This window comes from Streptomyces sp. NPDC055287 (assembly GCF_053646035.1).
In genome coordinates, this window is the sequence record NZ_JBSHNE010000017.1 from 105,808 (window position 1) to 121,193 (window position 15,386).

15 protein-coding genes are annotated in these 15,386 nt (G+C 71.3%); 8 read left to right on the top strand and 7 right to left on the bottom strand.

Annotated features, from left to right (window positions below; all coding sequences use genetic code 11):
* Nucleotides 1-133: 133 nt before the first annotated feature.
* The gene (locus tag ACWIHY_RS25075) at nucleotides 134-1,144 is read right to left on the bottom strand and encodes a hypothetical protein (protein ID WP_454377917.1); all 1,011 of its coding nucleotides are present in this window, start codon (nucleotides 1,142-1,144) and stop codon (nucleotides 134-136) included.
* A 125-nt stretch (nucleotides 1,145-1,269) separates the two neighbouring features.
* Nucleotides 1,270-2,616 carry an ATP-dependent Clp protease ATP-binding subunit ClpX gene (clpX, locus tag ACWIHY_RS25080; RefSeq protein ID WP_454377918.1) on the bottom strand — a complete coding sequence of 449 codons (1,347 nt, stop codon included), beginning with the start codon at nucleotides 2,614-2,616 and terminating at the stop codon, nucleotides 1,270-1,272.
* A gap of 115 nt (nucleotides 2,617-2,731) precedes the next feature.
* Here clpX and ACWIHY_RS25085 point away from each other — a divergent pair, with 115 nt between their 5' ends.
* Nucleotides 2,732-3,862 carry a TetR family transcriptional regulator gene (locus ACWIHY_RS25085; protein WP_454377919.1) on the top strand — a complete coding sequence of 377 codons (1,131 nt, stop codon included), beginning with the start codon at nucleotides 2,732-2,734 and terminating at the stop codon, nucleotides 3,860-3,862.
* Between the two features lie 8 nt (nucleotides 3,863-3,870).
* Here ACWIHY_RS25085 and ACWIHY_RS25090 read toward each other — a convergent pair whose 3' ends face one another.
* A complete protein-coding gene (locus ACWIHY_RS25090; protein ID WP_454377920.1) occupies nucleotides 3,871-4,722 on the bottom strand; it encodes a GNAT family N-acetyltransferase in 852 nt (283 codons plus the stop codon).
* A gap of 125 nt (nucleotides 4,723-4,847) precedes the next feature.
* On the opposite strand from ACWIHY_RS25090, the gene ACWIHY_RS25095 reads away from it, so the two are divergent.
* A complete protein-coding gene (locus ACWIHY_RS25095; RefSeq protein WP_454377921.1) occupies nucleotides 4,848-5,819 on the top strand; it encodes a zinc-binding dehydrogenase in 972 nt (323 codons plus the stop codon).
* Nucleotides 5,820-5,826: 7 nt separating this feature from the next.
* On the opposite strand, the gene ACWIHY_RS25100 is transcribed toward ACWIHY_RS25095, so the two are convergent.
* Nucleotides 5,827-7,128 carry a phosphoribosyltransferase family protein gene (locus tag ACWIHY_RS25100; protein ID WP_454377922.1) on the bottom strand — a complete coding sequence of 434 codons (1,302 nt, stop codon included), beginning with the start codon at nucleotides 7,126-7,128 and terminating at the stop codon, nucleotides 5,827-5,829.
* Between the two features lie 292 nt (nucleotides 7,129-7,420).
* On the opposite strand from ACWIHY_RS25100, the gene ACWIHY_RS25105 reads away from it, so the two are divergent.
* Nucleotides 7,421-7,942 (top strand): ATP-binding protein, encoded by a 522-nt coding sequence (locus ACWIHY_RS25105; RefSeq protein ID WP_454377923.1) that lies wholly within the window; start codon nucleotides 7,421-7,423, stop codon nucleotides 7,940-7,942.
* A gap of 30 nt (nucleotides 7,943-7,972) precedes the next feature.
* On the opposite strand, the gene ACWIHY_RS25110 is transcribed toward ACWIHY_RS25105, so the two are convergent.
* The 3 genes from ACWIHY_RS25110 to ACWIHY_RS25120 form a co-directional block, all read right to left on the bottom strand.
* A complete protein-coding gene (locus tag ACWIHY_RS25110; protein ID WP_454377924.1) occupies nucleotides 7,973-8,335 on the bottom strand; it encodes a tetratricopeptide repeat protein in 363 nt (120 codons plus the stop codon).
* Between the two features lie 89 nt (nucleotides 8,336-8,424).
* Nucleotides 8,425-9,429 carry an MASE1 domain-containing protein gene (locus ACWIHY_RS25115; RefSeq protein ID WP_454377943.1) on the bottom strand — a complete coding sequence of 335 codons (1,005 nt, stop codon included), beginning with the start codon at nucleotides 9,427-9,429 and terminating at the stop codon, nucleotides 8,425-8,427.
* 65 nt (nucleotides 9,430-9,494) lie between these two features.
* On the bottom strand, nucleotides 9,495-10,325 hold the full coding sequence (locus ACWIHY_RS25120) for a PP2C family protein-serine/threonine phosphatase (protein ID WP_454377925.1): 831 nt from the start codon (nucleotides 10,323-10,325) through the stop codon (nucleotides 9,495-9,497).
* Between the two features lie 205 nt (nucleotides 10,326-10,530).
* Here ACWIHY_RS25120 and ACWIHY_RS25125 point away from each other — a divergent pair, with 205 nt between their 5' ends.
* The 5 genes from ACWIHY_RS25125 (at nucleotide 10,531) to ACWIHY_RS25145 (ending at nucleotide 15,239) form a co-directional block, all read left to right on the top strand.
* Complete coding sequence (locus ACWIHY_RS25125; protein ID WP_454377926.1) at nucleotides 10,531-11,496, top strand: pirin family protein; 966 nt, start codon at nucleotides 10,531-10,533, stop codon at nucleotides 11,494-11,496.
* Nucleotides 11,497-11,682: 186 nt separating this feature from the next.
* Entirely contained in the window at nucleotides 11,683-12,099 is a 417-nt protein-coding gene (locus ACWIHY_RS25130) for a hypothetical protein (protein ID WP_454377927.1), read from the top strand.
* Nucleotides 12,100-12,208: 109 nt separating this feature from the next.
* On the top strand, nucleotides 12,209-13,963 hold the full coding sequence (locus ACWIHY_RS25135) for a S8 family peptidase (RefSeq protein WP_454377928.1): 1,755 nt from the start codon (nucleotides 12,209-12,211) through the stop codon (nucleotides 13,961-13,963).
* 10 nt (nucleotides 13,964-13,973) lie between these two features.
* A complete protein-coding gene (locus ACWIHY_RS25140; RefSeq protein ID WP_454377929.1) occupies nucleotides 13,974-14,243 on the top strand; it encodes a hypothetical protein in 270 nt (89 codons plus the stop codon).
* A 228-nt stretch (nucleotides 14,244-14,471) separates the two neighbouring features.
* Nucleotides 14,472-15,239, top strand: coding sequence for an SDR family oxidoreductase (locus tag ACWIHY_RS25145; protein ID WP_454377930.1), 768 nt, complete (start codon nucleotides 14,472-14,474; stop codon nucleotides 15,237-15,239).
* Nucleotides 15,240-15,386 lie beyond the last annotated feature (147 nt).

Here is a 15,386-nt window from a genome sequence, read left to right on the forward strand (position 1 = left end):
CCGGCCATCGCAGGGGCAGGGGCCCGGTTTCATCCTCATGGACCAGCGGACACACGCGGGTCCGGCGCGGGGGCGGGCGGCCGGACGCCGGTCGCGTTCCCCGGCGGGTACACGGCCGCACCGGTGCGGCCCGTCAGTGCCGGTGCCCGGGTGTCTCCTGCTCCTGCTTGCCATGGGTCGGCGCGGGGTTTTCGTGCCCCGTGTCCTCGTGCCCCTTGTCCATGTCGGCTTCGTTCTTACCCGCTTCTACGGTGAAGGCGGCTGTGTGGACTTTGCCGTTGTGCCGGAAGTCGAGGAAGAGCCGGTAGGTTCCGGCGCTCGGTGCGGTGGCCGTGAAGGAGACCCCGGGGCCGGGCTCGGTGGTGCCGTCGCCGGGTTCGCCGTTGGGGTGGACGTGGAGATAGGCGAGGTCGCCGGAGCGCAGGGCGACGAGGTGGCCGTACGCGCCGAGGTAGGGCTGGAGGTCGGTGACGGCCTTGCCGTTCTTGGTGACGTTCAGTCGTAGCTCGCCGCTCTTTCCGGGGCGCAGCGCGCCCGTGAGAGCGACCTCGTATCCGTCGGTCCTGGCGGTGGTGGCCGGGGCGGGAAGTGCTCTGGGGGCGTAGGTGCCGGAGACGGCCAGGTCGGCGCCGAGGTTCAGGGTCCGGGAGCCTTGTCCTGCGGGCTTGAAGTCGGCGAGGGCCCGGTAGCCGCCGGCCGCGGGGAGGTCGGCGGATGTGCTCCACGTGCCGTCCGCGGCGCGGGTGGGGTGGAGATGTCGGTAGACGGTGAGGTCACGGGAGGCGACGATGAAGTGCAGTTCCTTGCCCTGTTCCCGCTCGAACGCGGTCACTCTGCGGCCGTTCTCGTCCTGGATGGAGAAGCGGAGCTTCGTGCGGTCGCTGCTGGTGACCCGGGGGGTTTCCAGGGCGAGCGTGTAACCGCCTTCCGAGATCTGCAGGCCGCCCACGGCGGGCGCCGCGTCGTGTTCACCACGTCCGCCCCCTGCGGCGGCTTCCGTCTCCTCCGACTCCCCGTGCCCACCGTGTTCCGCGGGCCGCTCGTCCGCCACGACGGGACCGACTCCCTTGCCGATGCCGTAGGCCGTGCCGAAGGTCGCGGCGACCGCCGCCGTGAAGGCTGTGATCCTCAGTCCGGTGTTCATGACGCTCCCTGGCGGTATGAGCCGCTGCCGAAGTCGCGGCCGATGCCCACACCATACCCCTGGGGGGTATCAAGTCAAGGTGCTGGTGCCTGCCCGGATCGCCCCGCTCCTCGGCTTCGCCCGGCTCAAGCGGTCCGGTCGTTGCGGCCCGCCTTCCGGTCCGGCTCGTCGCCGGGCCGGGGGCGCGGTACGAGCGCGGGGGCGACGTTGCCGAGCACGGTGTCGCGGTCGATCACGACACGGGCGACGTCGTCCCGGCTCGGCACCTCGTACATCACGTTGAGCAGGAGCTCTTCGAGGATCGTGCGCGCCGCGCGGGCACCGGTGCGGCGCAACAGCGCCTGGCCGGCGATCGCGTCGAGGGCCTCCTCGGTGAACTCCAACTCCACACCGTCGATTTCGAACAGCCGCTGATACTGCAGGATCAGCGCGTTGCGCGGCTCGGTGAGGACCCGTACCAACGCCGCCCGGTCGAGCGGCCGTACGGCCGACAACATCGGGAGCCGGCCCACGATCTCCGGGATCAGCCCGAACTTCAGCAGGTCCTGAGGCATGACCCCGGCGAGGGAGCCCTCCGCCTCCCGGTCCGCCTTGGCGGCCGGGAGCGGCGCACCGAACCCGATGCCGCGCTCGCCCGCCCGCTGCTCGATGATCCGCTCGAGGCCGGCGAACGCCCCGCCGACGATGAAGAGCACATTGCTCGTGTCGAAGGCGATGAACTCCTGCTGCGGATGCTTGCGGCCGCCCTGCGGCGGCACGCTCGCCGTCGTCCCCTCCAGGATCTTCAGGAGCGCCTGCTGTACGCCCTCACCGCTCACGTCGCGCGTGATCGACGGGTTCTCACTCCTCCGGGCGATCTTGTCGATCTCGTCGATGTAGATGATCCCCGTCTCGGCCTTCCTGACGTCGAAGTCGGCGGCCTGGACCAGCTTGAGCAGGATGTTCTCGACGTCCTCGCCGACGTATCCGGCCTCCGTCAGGGCCGTCGCGTCCGCGATCGCGAACGGCACGTCCAGCATCCGGGCCAGGGTCTGGACGAGATACGTCTTGCCGCATCCGGTGGGGCCGAGCAGCAGGACGTTGGACTTGCCGAGTTCGACCTCGCCCTGCCCGCCCTGCCCGCCCTGCCCACCCTGTCCGCTCGGTGCGCGCAGGCCGCCGTTGCGGCCGGCCGCCGCACCGACGCGCTTGTAGTGGTTGTAGACCGCGACCGCGAGCGCCTTCTTGGCGTCGTCCTGCCCGATGACGTACTGGTCCAGAAAAGTACGGATCTCGTGCGGCGTCGGAGGCTTCCGCGGCCCGTCCCCGTCCGGGCCGTCCGGCTCCTCCGCGATGAGTTCGTTGCACAGGCCGACGCACTCGTCGCAGATGCAGATCCCGCCCGGGCCCGCGATCAGCTTCTTGACCTGCTTCTGGCTCTTCCCGCAGAACGTGCACTTCAACAGGTCGCCGCTGTCACCGATTCGTGCCACCCGGAAAACATCCTCACTCGTCGCATTCAGATGGCCTCACCATATGACCTCACCATCTGGATGCCGACGGTATCTTGAACCGACACGGACAGCAACGCGCAGGCAAGTGAGGACCATGGGCCGGCTCAGCAGGGCGGAGCTGCAGGAGCACAACCGCGCCAGAGTGCTCGACGCGGCGAGGAACGAGTTCACCGAGCGCGGTTTCCCCGGCGCGAAGGTCGACGCGATCGCCGAGCGCGCCGGCCTCACCCGAGGTGCGGTGTACTCCAACTTCCCCGGCAAGCGGGCGCTGTACTTCGCCGTACTGGCCGACCTCGCCGAGCGCCTGCCCGAGCCTCCGCACCCCGAACCGGGCCGCACCGCACCCGAAGCCCTCGGCGCGCTCGCCCGCGTCTGGGTCGCCGGACTGCCGCTGGTCGGCGCCGACACCGGCGGTCGTTCCGGATCGCCCCGCCTCGGCCGGCACCTGATGTCGGAGGTTCTCTCGGAGGAGCGGATCCGCCGGTCGTTCGCGCAGCTGATGAAGCTGGACGCGATCCTGCTCGGTCTGGCGCTGGAGGAGCTGAGGCCCTCCGGCGCACCGCCCGCCCGCCTCGTGCGCAGGGCGGAGGCCGTCCTCACCACGCTGCACGGCGCGAGCCAGCTGGCCGACGCCGCGCCGGGGTTCCTCGAGCCCTTCAATGTCGTCAGCGCCTGCGAGCGGCTGGCGGGCCTCGACCTCCAGGACACCTGGTCCCCGCCGCACCTGCCCTACATTCCGCGCGCGCGCCCGGCCGACGAGCCCTGGTCGCCGCCGCCCGCCATGGACGCCGTACGCGGCGAGCCGGCCCGGCTGGCGGGCGACGGCGTGGTGGCGGTCCTCGGACTCCACCGGCTGGAAGCCGCTGAGGAGGCCGTACGGGCCGCGCCGCCCGGGGCCACCGTCACCGCCGTCCTCGTCACCGGCGAGCCGGCCGAGCTGCTGCCGCTGGCTCGGCTGGCCGTCGCCGACCTGTGCGGCTGCCTGCGGCGGGCGTTCCCGCCGTCGGCGTGGCCGCGGCTCCAGGTCGTGTACGACGCGTCGGGCGCCCTCGCCCGAGCGGTCGGCGTACCGGCCGTGAGCGACGGCACCGAGGCCGCGGTCCGTGTCGCGGGAGGCCGGATCGTCGCCCGTGCCGACGGCCGGGGCGCGTGTCACGCGGCAGCGGCCGCGACCGACGCCGCCGGACACGCCGGCACGACGCGCCAGGACGAGAGCCGGGTCTGACAGGGGCGTCAGCCCAGTTCGAGGCTCGTGACGGCGAACAGGCCCGAGCGGTCGATCCCCGGCACCGGGCCCGTGTACATCCGTGCGGTCTCGAACACAGGCGTCAGCCCGAGCTGTTCCACGACACGCAGGGCCTCCGGGTGGGTGTCCGGTACGTCGATCGCCACCGGCTCGCCCGGTGTCGCCGCCGCGAGCGCGCTCAGCAGCGCGGCCGCCACCCCGGGCGACTCGGCGTAGAGGGGGCCGATGCGCGAGGCGGCGCGGCAGGCGCGCATGACGGCGAGGCCCACCAGTTCCCCGTCGCGGACCGCCGCCAGTGCGGTGCGCCGGGGTGCGGCGATCCAGGTCGCCAGGAAGTGGTCGCGAGCCTCCGGGAAGAACCGGCGGTCGTACGCGGCGAGTTGGGTGAACGGCAGGGTCCGGGCCTTCACCAGGGTGACGCCGGCCGGTGTTCCGGCGCCGCCCCCGGAGGGCACACCTTCGTACCGGATGTTGTTCCAGGCGGTACGGAAGCCGGACTTGCGGTAGTTGTCCTGCTGTTCCACCACGCCGTCGAGCCCGACATTGCGCCCGTCGAGCCGTGCCATCCCGGCCCGCCACAGCTGGATGCCGTACCCCTGGCCGCGCAGCGGGGGCCGGGTGATGTAGAAGCCCAGGAACCCGAAGCCGGCGCCGTAGCGCACGACCGAGATGCAGGCCGCGGGCTCGCCGTCGAGGCGACCCACCAGGAATCCCTGCGGGTCGGTGGCGAAGAAGGCGCAGCCGTCGCCGAGCCCCGGATTCCATCCCTCGGCGTCGGCCCAATCACCCAGCAGCGCGATGTCGTCGGCGCTCGCGACCTCGATCTTTAATGACGGCACGTCTCGCTCCCAGAACGTCGTCGGCCCGGGGGACGGTCTCTTGACCCCAAGCGCGGTTGATGTTCAACAGTGGTCCTGAACCCGGCAGGCTCCCCGCCGGTCGAACCAGTTCAGGAGCGTATGACATGCACGCGATACGGCTGCACGCTTTCGGCCCCGCCGGGAACCTGACGTACGAGGAGGTCCCCGGGCCGGTTCCGGCCGAGGGGGAGGTGCGGATAGACGTGCGGGTGAGCGGAGTTCACCTGATCGAGACCACTCTGCGCCGCGGCCGGGCCGTCGGCCCCCATGAGCCGCCGGCCCTGCCGGTCACCCCGGGCGCCGAAGTCGCGGGCGTCGTGGGGGCCGTCGGCCCCGGCGTCGGCGCCGACTGGCTCGGCCGCCGGGTCGTCGCGCAACTCGAGCACGGAGGGTACGCCGAGCAGGCGGTCGCCGCCGTCGACTCGCTGCACGCGCTCCCCGACCACCTGGACGACGAGACCGCCGTCGCGATGATCACGACAGGGGCCACCGCCTGGGGCGTGCTCGGCGTCGCGCGGCCGACTTCCCGTGACGTGGTGCTGGTGATGTCGGCGGCCGGCGGCCTCGGCAGTCTGTTCGTGCAGGCCGCACGCCGGGCCGGCGCCGTTGTCGTGGGAGTGGCCGGAGGGCCCGCGAAGGTGGAGCGGGTCCATACGCTCGGAGCAGACGTCGCCGTCGACCACCGCGACCCGGACTGGTCGGCCCATGTCCGAGAGGCGCTGGACGGCCGTGAGGTGAGCGTGGTGCTCGACGGCGTGGGCGGGCGGCTCGGCCGCGAGGCGCTGGAACTGCTGGGCCCCGGTGGCCGTTTCCTGCTGCACGGCTGGGCCGCGGGGGAGCCGACCGCGATCACGACGCGCGATCTGGTCGAGCGGCAGCTGACGGCGACCTGGGCGATCGGTCCGAACATGGTCCCGGCCGGCGGCCCGCGCGAACTGGCGGACCGGGCGCTGGAGGAGGCGGCGGCAGGCCGGCTCGTCCCGCTGATCACCCGCTTCCCGCTCGAGCGGGCCGCCGAGGCGCACGCCGCCCTCGAAGCGCGTGAGACCGAGGGCAAAGTGGTGCTGACGGCGTGACACCCGGCTACCCGGGCACGTCTGTTCCCGCCGTCAGATGGGTGGTGAACCAGTCCTGCGCGAGGCCGGCGACCTTCGCCAGCGCCCCCGCTTCCTCGAAGAGGTGCGTGGCGCCCGGTACGACCTCGAGGCGGTTCTCGCAGCGCAGCTCCGCCTGGGCCTGCCGGTTGAGGTCGAGCACAAGCGTGTCGTTGCCGCCCACGATGAGCAGCGTGGGTGCGCGTACGTCGCCGAGGCGCGGCCGGGCGAGGTCGGGGCGCCCGCCGCGCGAGACGACGGCGCCGACCTCCGTACCCACCGACGCGGCGGCCCGCAGCGCCGCCGCGGCCCCGGTGCTCGCCCCGAAGTAGCCGACGGGGGCGGACGTGCGGCGGCGCAGCCAGCGGGTGGCGTCGCCGAGTCTCCCGGCGAGGGTTTCGATGTCGAAGACGTTCGCCCGGTGGGCTTCCTCGGCGGGTGTGAGCAGGTCGAACAGCAGCGTGCCCAAACCCGCACGGTGCAACGCGGCCGCCACCGACGCGTTGCGCGGGCTGCGGCGGCTGCTGCCGGAGCCGTGGGCGAACATCACGACCGCGGTGGCGTCCCCGGGCACGGTGAGGTCACCGGTGAGCCGTACCCCACCGGCGTCCACCTCGACTTCTTCGGCGACGTCCTGAGTGCCCGTCCGCCCCGACCGCGTGGCGGCCTGCGCCAGCAGCGCGACGACTTCCTCGTCGGTGGTCTGCGTGAAGTTCTCGTACCACTCGCCGACCGCACGGAACATGGCCGGCACGGACAGGCACACGACGTCGTCCACCTGGCTGCTGAGCCGGGCGACGGCGTCGGGCGCCGCCACCGGGACGGCGAGCACCACGCGAGCCGCACCCTGCGCACGTGCGACCTCGCACGCGGCCTGCGCCGTGGCTCCGGTCGCGATCCCGTCGTCGATCACGACAACCGTCCGCCCCTGGAGTGCCAGCCGCGGCCGGTCGCCGCGGAACCGCACCGCCCGCCGTTCGAGCTCCGCCTCCTCGGCGCGCTCGACCGCCGCGACGTCGTCGGGCCCGATCCCGCTGCGGCGGACGATGTCGTCGCTGATGACGTGCGCCCCGCCCTCGCCAATGGCGCCGAATCCCAGCTCGCGGTGGTACGGGACGCCGAGTTTGCGTACGACGATCACGTCCAGGGGGGCGCCGAGCGCGCGGGCGACTTCGAAGGCCACCGGAACTCCGCCGCGGGGCAGGCCCAGCACGACGGGTTCTTCCCCCTCGAGGTGCCGCAGGGCCAGGGCGAGCCGCTGTCCCGCGTCGGCGCGGTCGGTGAACAGCACAGTGGTTCACCCCCAAACCAAGGGGAGACAGTAACCACACATCCACCTCCTACGAAACAACCCCATTTGTCGCTGCCGCGCAAGTCGGCGCCGTCCGGCAGTCGGAGTAGCCGATGTACGGCATACGGACTCAGCGACGGCGTCCCGGCCTTGAGCCGCAGCGGTTGCGGTTCCCGCCGTCCGGAGCCAGGATGTCCCTGACCCAATGGTGACTATCGCTCACTCTTCGTGTTCGGGGGTCGTTGCTGCAACGAGGTGAAGCATGTGGGCCTCGCGGTAAGGAGCCACGGCCATGACACTTCCCAGCGGCCGGAACTACGCGGTCGAACTGCACGTATCGGCGGAGCGCGTCTCGCAGATCCGGCGCATTGTTGCCGCACACCTGCGGCACTGGAATCTCGAGCTGCACATCCAGCCGGTGTGCAGGGGTGTCGAGGAACTACTGACCAATGTCCACCGGCACGTCGGCGACGACAACTGGTGCGTGGTCGAACTGCGCTGGACCGGCAGGCATCTCACGGCTTCGGTGGCCGACAACGGCCCCCCGATGCCACGCCTCACCTCCGCCGCGGGAGGCGGCCTCGCCGCTGTCGCCCGACTGTGCGACAGCTGGGGAACCTGCGGCACTGCCGACGGCAAGGTCGTATGGTTCACGCGGCGCGTGGAGGACGCGCGCAACAGCCCGCTGATGCCGCGCCCTCCCGTTCCGGGCGTGGGCGACGCCAAGGGGCAGCCGGAGCCGGTTCCGGAGCCTGTCGAGGCTCCGTCCCGCGCGGCCGCCCCCCTGGTCGCCGCTGTCCCCGCGCTCGTCTAGCCGGGGAGCTCTCCCGGTCGGAGAAGTCTCCTACTCCGGGAAGTCTCCGGACAGCGCGGCGGCCAGCCGCAGATGCGGCGCCGCCTCGCTGCTGCGGCCCTGCCGCTCCAAGGTGCGGCCGAGCATCAGCTGCGCGTAGTACTCGACCGGGCTGCGCTCCACGATGGAGCGCAGCTCGGTCTCCGCTTTGCCCAGCTGGGCGGAGTGGTAGTACGAGCGGGCGAGCAGCAGGCGCGGGGCGAGCTGCTCGGGGACCTCGTCGACCAGGCCGGTGAGGACGCGCGCCGCCTTGTCGTACTCCTTGGCGTCGAAGAACAGATGCGCCCGTGCCCAGCGCTCGGCGGCGGTGCCGCGGCTGTAGTAGACGTCGTTCAGATTCGCCTGCCCGGTCATGGGACCCTTCCTGCCGGCGGCCCCGGGGTGGGGGCCGTACGGCGGCGTCAACAGGCGGAGGTGGTTGAACATTCCATCACTTCGCGCTGTCAGTCCGTCAGTCGCTTGTCCTCCTCGGTTTCGCGCAGACCGGGTCGCAAGGGGTGAGCCGCCTCCACCGGCGCGAGCCGCTCCACCACTTCGGCCAGTTCGTGGCAGACCTGCTCGATCTTCAGGCGGATGTTCTGCTGCTCGGTGATGATCGCCGCCAGCAGAAGCGCGGTCAGCGCCGTCGAACCATTGAGCGCCTGGAGGGTGAGCATGACTTCGAAGAGGCTGTGGTCCGCGAACGGCCCCTTGTGGTCGATCGCCGCCGAGATCGCCAGGACGGACACGAAGGCCGCACACGGCGCGCTTCCCGCCAGCTGGAAGCGCAGGGCTGCCCAGATGAGCAGGGGAAAGACGAGGAAGAGCACGGACAGCGTGCTTCTGGTGGCCAGGGGCACCACCACCGCGGCGGTGACCGCCAGTGCCGCCGCCTCCAGCCACCGGGAGGTGTCCCGCGGCATCCGGGCCCGGCGCAGTACGACCAGCAAGGGCGTCACCACGAGCACGCCCATGGCGTCCCCGGCCCACCACGCCGCCCATACGGGCCAGAACCCGTCGAGGAGCAGATTGCCGCTGAGGACCAGCACGGTGACGCCGACGGTGGCGCTGATCAGCATCCCGCCCAGGGCCCCCAGGAACACCAGCGCCACCCCGTCCCGCAGCCGGTCCAGCTCGGCGTGGTAGCCGACGCGGCGCAGCATCAGATAGGAGCACACCGGAGCCAGCGTGTTGCCCGCCACGATCCCGGCCTCGGCGAGACGGAACGAAGTGAGGGACAGTACGACGAGGAGAGTGCCGAGCGCGATCCCCGGCCAGATCCGCAGTCCCATGTGGAGCAGGCAACTGAGAGCGATGCCGGTGGGCGGCCACAGCGGCGTGACGACCGAGCCCTCGACGGTCACCTCTTCCAGCAGACCGATCTGTCCGGCCGCGAAATAGGCGACGGCCACGCCGAGAATCCGAAGAACGGTTCCGGACACGCGTCGGATCCCCTCGGTGCGCATCACACCAGCCATCAGACTACGAGGCCCGCCCGGCGCCGACCGTGACACGCCCCGCCGGGCCGCTTACCTCACCCGGGCCGCTCCGCGGGGCCCGTCCCGTCGTAGGTCAGGACAAGCACCGCGGCGTCGTCCGCGTGGCCCGTGGAATCCGCCACCTTCATCACCTCGGCGGCCAGGGCATCGGGGTCACCACCGCATCCCGCGGCGACCAGTTCGGCCACCTGGCTCAGCCCCACCTCTATCGGGAACGACGGCCCCTCCACCACTCCGTCCGTGACCAGGACGAACGACCCTGGCTGTGTCAGCCTGCGCCGGACGACCGGGTACTCCTCGCCCAGCATCATCCCGAGCGGCAGTCCGCCGTCGTCCTCGGCGACACCGCACCGGCCGTCGGCCGAGGCCCAGACCGTGGGGACATGGCCGGCGCGGGCGCTCTCGAGCTCCTGGGTAGCCGGATCGAAGCGCAGGAAGGTGCAGGTCGCGAAGAGGCTGCTGTCCACCGAGAGCAGCAGCTCATTGGCCCGTCGGAGCACCTCGCCCGGGTCGGCGGCGGACACGGCCACCGCGCGCAGGCCGATCCTCACCTGCCCCATGAAGGCTGCCGCCTCGACGTCGTGGCCCTGTACGTCCCCGACGGAGAACGCGACCGAACCGTCGGGGAGCGCGAAACCGTCGTACCAGTCGCCGCCGATGTCCAGTCCGTGGCGGGCGGGCGAGTACCGGGCCGCGGTCCTCAGGCCGGGTACGCAGGGAAGCTCGGCCGGCAGCATCTCGCGCTGGAGCGCCTCGGCCAGCTCCACCCGTGCCTGCTGGAGCTCTGTGCCTGTACGCACTTGCGCCGTGAGCCGCCCGAGCCGGGTCAGCAGGTCATCGGCGCTCGTTTGACGACGCCGGGTCATGGACCGCTCCGAGATTCATGGGCTCATATGCTCGCGAACCGCTGCCGGAAGCCGCGCGCAGCGGCTCGCCCCATGCTATTTCCGGGCTGCGACTTCCGCTCAGCGAGAGCCGGGGCCCGTACCGGGAGCGGGCACAAAGCCATCGCCCGGGTGCGGTGGTGAAGAATCCCCGGAGCCCCACGCCCCGGACGAGTAGCTTGACCGTATGAGCAATCTCGAGCGCCAGGCGGTGCCCTCCATCTGTGGCGGCCGTGGCTTCGTCGTGGCCGAGCCGGTACGTGAACTCCTCACCGCCCGCAAGGTTCAGCTCGGCGAGTCCACCCAGGTGCGCAGACTTCTGCCGAACCTCGGCCGCCGCATGATCGGCGCGTGGTGCTTCGTCGACCACTACGGCCCCGACGACATCGCCGACGAGGCAGGCATGCAGGTCGCCCCGCACCCCCACTTCGGGCTGCAGACCGTCAGCTGGCTGCACGAGGGCGAAGTCCTGCACCGCGACAGCCTGGGCAGCCTCCAGACCATCCGCCCGCGCGAGCTCGGCCTGATGACCTCGGGCCGGGCGATCAGCCACTCCGAGGAGAGCCCGAAACCGCACGCGCGCCTTCTGCACGGCGCCCAGCTGTGGGTGGCCCTGCCCGAGGGCCACCGCGACATCGAGCCGCACTTCCAGCACCACGCGGACCTCCCGGCCGTCACGGCGCCCGGCCTCACCGCCACCGTCATCCTCGGCTCCCTCGACGGCGCCGCGTCGCCCGGCACGACGTACACGCCCCTCGTCGGCGCGGACCTCGCCCTGGCACGCGGCACCGAGACCCGGCTCCCCCTGGACCCCGACTTCGAGTACGCGGTCCTCTCCATGTCCGGCGAGGCGCATGTCGACGGTGTGCCCGTGTTCCCGGGCTCGATGCTCTACCTGGGCTGCGGCCGCACGGAACTGCCCCTGCGCGCCGAGTCCGACGCCGGTCTGATGCTCCTCGGCGGGGAACCGTTCGCGGAGGAACTGGTCATGTGGTGGAACTTCGTGGGCCGTTCCCACGAGGAGATCGAGCAGGCCCGGGCGGACTGGATGGAGGGCACCCGCTTCGGCGAGGTCCACGGCTACGCCGGCGACCGTCTCCCCGCCCCCGCACTCCCGCCGGTGGTGCTGAAACCACGGGGACGGGTGCGCTGAGCTGTCACCCCGTCCGGCTCTTGCCGACCCGTGGGGCGAGAAAGGAACCTCGAGGTGACACCGCCGACTTTGGCCGGTCACGGGCTTTGTCCCGGTGACCCACCGACGCACAGTGGGGCTTGAGCACCGCTCGTCGCCGGTCCTCGAACCGGCGAAACCGCCTACGGCTCCTACGGAGGAGAGGCCATGGCCGGTGTCCCACGGCGCATGCCCGGCGCTGCCGTCCCTGCCCGCGAGCGTTCTGAGCCGTGGACGTACTCCACGCCCATGGTGTGCGCGGCTGCGTTCCTCGGATCCGCGTGTCTCCTGCCCGTACTGGGTGTGGCCGGTGCCCTGCACCACCCGGCGGCTGCCCTGGCCGCGTACTGCGTCCTCGCGGCGACAGTGGGCTTTCGCGCGCATTCCCGGGCGGTGCCTCTTGCTGGCGCCGTGTGCTGGCTCTTCTACGACGGCTTCGTAGTCCACCAGCAGGGTGAACTGGCCTGGGACGGCCTGACCGACGTGTCCCGGATGGGGCTCCTCGCCGGGGCCGCCCTGCTCGGCACCATGACAGCCAGGGCCGGTCACGCGACCAGGTCTCGCCGCTGGTCTCCATCCGAGTGACGTCCGAGTCGCATGGCCCTGTCGGCCGTGCGATCTCGTTGTGGACCGTCGAGGCTGGGACTGATCGCCGGATTGTTCGGCGGCCCGGACGAGCCCTGGGGAAAAGGTCATGGACTTCGGCAAGCTGGCATCTCCGTTGGCGGCGTCGTACGAGCGTTACGAGCGCGAGGACCACAGGAGGGCCCCGCTCGCGGGGCAGGCCCGGATGCTCGGCCTTGTCTCGGTCCGTGAGCGGGCCAAGCCGCTGCGCGTCGTGGTCTCGCTGGAGTGCGATCCGGACGCCTCGCTGGACGACCTGGGCGAGGGCGTCGAACTCAACGCGGGCGGCAAGAAGGTGCGTACCGCCATCGTCTCGATGGACGCCCTCCATCAGCTCACCGCGCACCCCGGCGTCAAGCGCGTCGTGCCGGCCACCCGGCTGCGCCCCTGCCTGGGCCCGGCGCAGGAGGCGGTCGGCGTTCCGGCGTTCCGGACGAGCTCCGGAATGACCGGCAAGGGTGTCGTCGTCGGAGTCATCGACACCGGGCTCGACCCGACGCACCCGGAATTCAGCGGGCGGGTCGAGCGCATCTGGGACCAGACCATGCTCGGCGGCTCAGGCGTGCCGGAGGGCGGGTACGGCGCGGAGTTCTCCGGTTCCGAGTTGTCCATGACCACCTTGTCCCGGGACACCGACGGCCATGGCACCCATGTCGCCGGCATCGCCGCGGGCCTCGAGGGCGTCGCGCCCGAGGCGCGTCTCGTCATCGTCAAGACCGACTTCCAGGACGCCCACATCATCGACGGCATCCAGTACATCTTCCGGGTGGCGCGCGACCTGGACATGCCCGCGGTGGTCAACCTCAGCCTGGGCGGGCACTTCGACGCGCACGACGGAACCGACCCGATGTCCCTGGCGATCGAGGAAGAGTCGGGCCCCGGCAGAATCGTGTGCTGCGCCGCGGGCAACGAGGGTGACGACGACCTCCACGCGCGCATCGAGGTGCCGGAAGGCAGTGTGCGCTCGATCCCCTGTCACCCCGGACGGCTCTTGAACGAACCGGACATCTTCTGGCTCAACGGCTGGTACAAGGGCAGCGACCGGTTCGAGATCGCCATGGCTTCGCCGTCGGGGGCGACGACCCCCTTCCAGCCCGTACGGACCGCAGGCTCGCCGGTGACCAATTTCGATCTGCCCGAGGGTGCTGTCCAGATCGTCACTCCGGGCATCGACCCGGCCAACGGGGACATCAACTTCTTCGTGCAGGTGGAGCCGACGGGCGCCGGCCCCGCCACCGCTCTGAGCAAGTGGCGGCTGCTGGTCCGCGGGGCGACGGTCACCGACGGGACGGTCGATGTGTGGGTGCTCGGACGTCCGGACGCCCGGACACAGCCGCAGTTCAGCGGCCCGTCCGTGCATGACGCGATCAAGATCGGTTCGCCCGGGACCGCCGCGTCCGCGATCACCGTGGCCGCGTCCGTCACCCGGACGGAGTGGCGGGACTTCAACGGCAGTGCGCAGCAGGCGCCGTGGCTCGAGCTCGGTGACATCGCGAGCTTCAGCAGTGAGGGCCCGCTCCGGGACGGGGCGCGCAAGCCCGATATCACCGCTCCCGGGGCCATGATCATTTCTGCCCTGTCGAGGGACGCCGTCGACCTGCCGCGCCACTTCATCACGAGCGACCGCCATGTCGCGTTCCAGGGCACCAGCATGGCAACGCCGTTCATCGCCGGGGTCGGCGCGCTGGTCCTGCAACGCGACCCGGGTTGCGAACCCGGCAAGTTCAAGAGCCTGCTGCGGGAGAACGCCGCGGTTCCCGGAGCCGGCCCGGACGCCTTTGACCCCAAGTGGGGCCACGGACTCCTCAACGCCGCCCATCTGTGACCATGGGCTTGTGGATTACCGGAAACTCGACACCTCCCTGGCGCTGGCCGTCGATGCCGAAGGGCGCGCCCCGGAGTCACGGGACCTGTCCGTGCTCGTACGCCTGACAGCGCCCCCGTCGGACGTGCAGCTGGCGCAACTGCACGGTGCCGGGGTGCGCAGCGCGGTCCCGGGCCGCACGGTGGTCACCGGCACACTCTCCCGCCGGGACGTCGAGACGCTCTCGGGCCAGCCCTGGGTCCTCTCCCTCACGCTGTCCGCCCGACGGCGCCCGGCCTGAGCAGCCCATGTCCTGAAGCGGTCTCCGGTCGGCGACGCGTGGGCCGGACATCGTTCGGCCTGTCGGCCCCGGGCTCTCCCGACGGGGTTAGCGGCCCATTACTCAGCGGTTATCACGTGATGAGGTGCGCCCGGTTACCGTCTGTTCCGGATTGAAAGCCTGTGCAGTCCCCGCATTGCTCAGCCTCTCCTTTCCGACCCGTTTTGCGCTAAGTCTCAAGGAGCTGTGATGGGAAAGTACGCAGGCAAGAAGGCCGTTGTCATCGGTGGGACGCACGGCATGGGCCTCGCGATGGTGCAGGGGCTGCTCGACGAGGGCGCCGAGGTGCTGCTGACCGGACGCAATGAGAAGAACATCGAGACGGCCCAGCGCGACTTGGGCGCCAGGGCGCACGTCGTGCGCTCCGATGTCGCGGACATGGGTGACATCGCGAAGCTCGGCGATCTGGTCGAGGAGAAGTTCGGCCGCGTCGACGCGCTGTTCGTCAACGTCGGTTACGCGACGCTGGAGCCGGTGGCCCTGGTCACCGAAGCCACGTACGACCGTCAGTTCAACGTCAACACCAAGGGCGTGTTCTTCACGGTGCAGCGGTTGTCCTCACTCATCTCGGACAACGGGTCGATCGTCTTCACCACCTCGATCGCCAATGTGACCGGCACGCCCGGCATGGGCGTCTACTCGGGTGCCAAGGCAGCCGTCCGGTCCTTCGCCCAGGTCTTCGCCGCCGAGCTGATGCCGCGCGGCATCCGCGTCAACTCGGTCAGCCCGGGCTTCATCCACACCCCGACCATGGGCATCGTGGACGCATCGGACGAGGACCGCGCCATCCTCATGAAAGTCGGTGACGAACTGACCCCGATGAAGCGCCACGGTACGCCGGAGGAAGTCGCCACGGCCGCGCTGTTCTTCGCGTTCGACGCCACGTTCACCACGGGCGTGGAGCTGGCCGTCGACGGTGGCCTCACCCAGCACATCCAGCCCGTTCCGCCGCAGTAGCCCGCGACGCGCCAGGGACCTCGTGCACCTGGCGGTGGGGCCCCCCCCCCCCCCCGGGGGGCCCCCCCCCCCCCCCCCCCCCCCGCCCCCCGGTAGGGGAGTAGGGAGGGGGGCCCCCCCGCGGCTGGCGCGGCCCGCCCCGCCCCC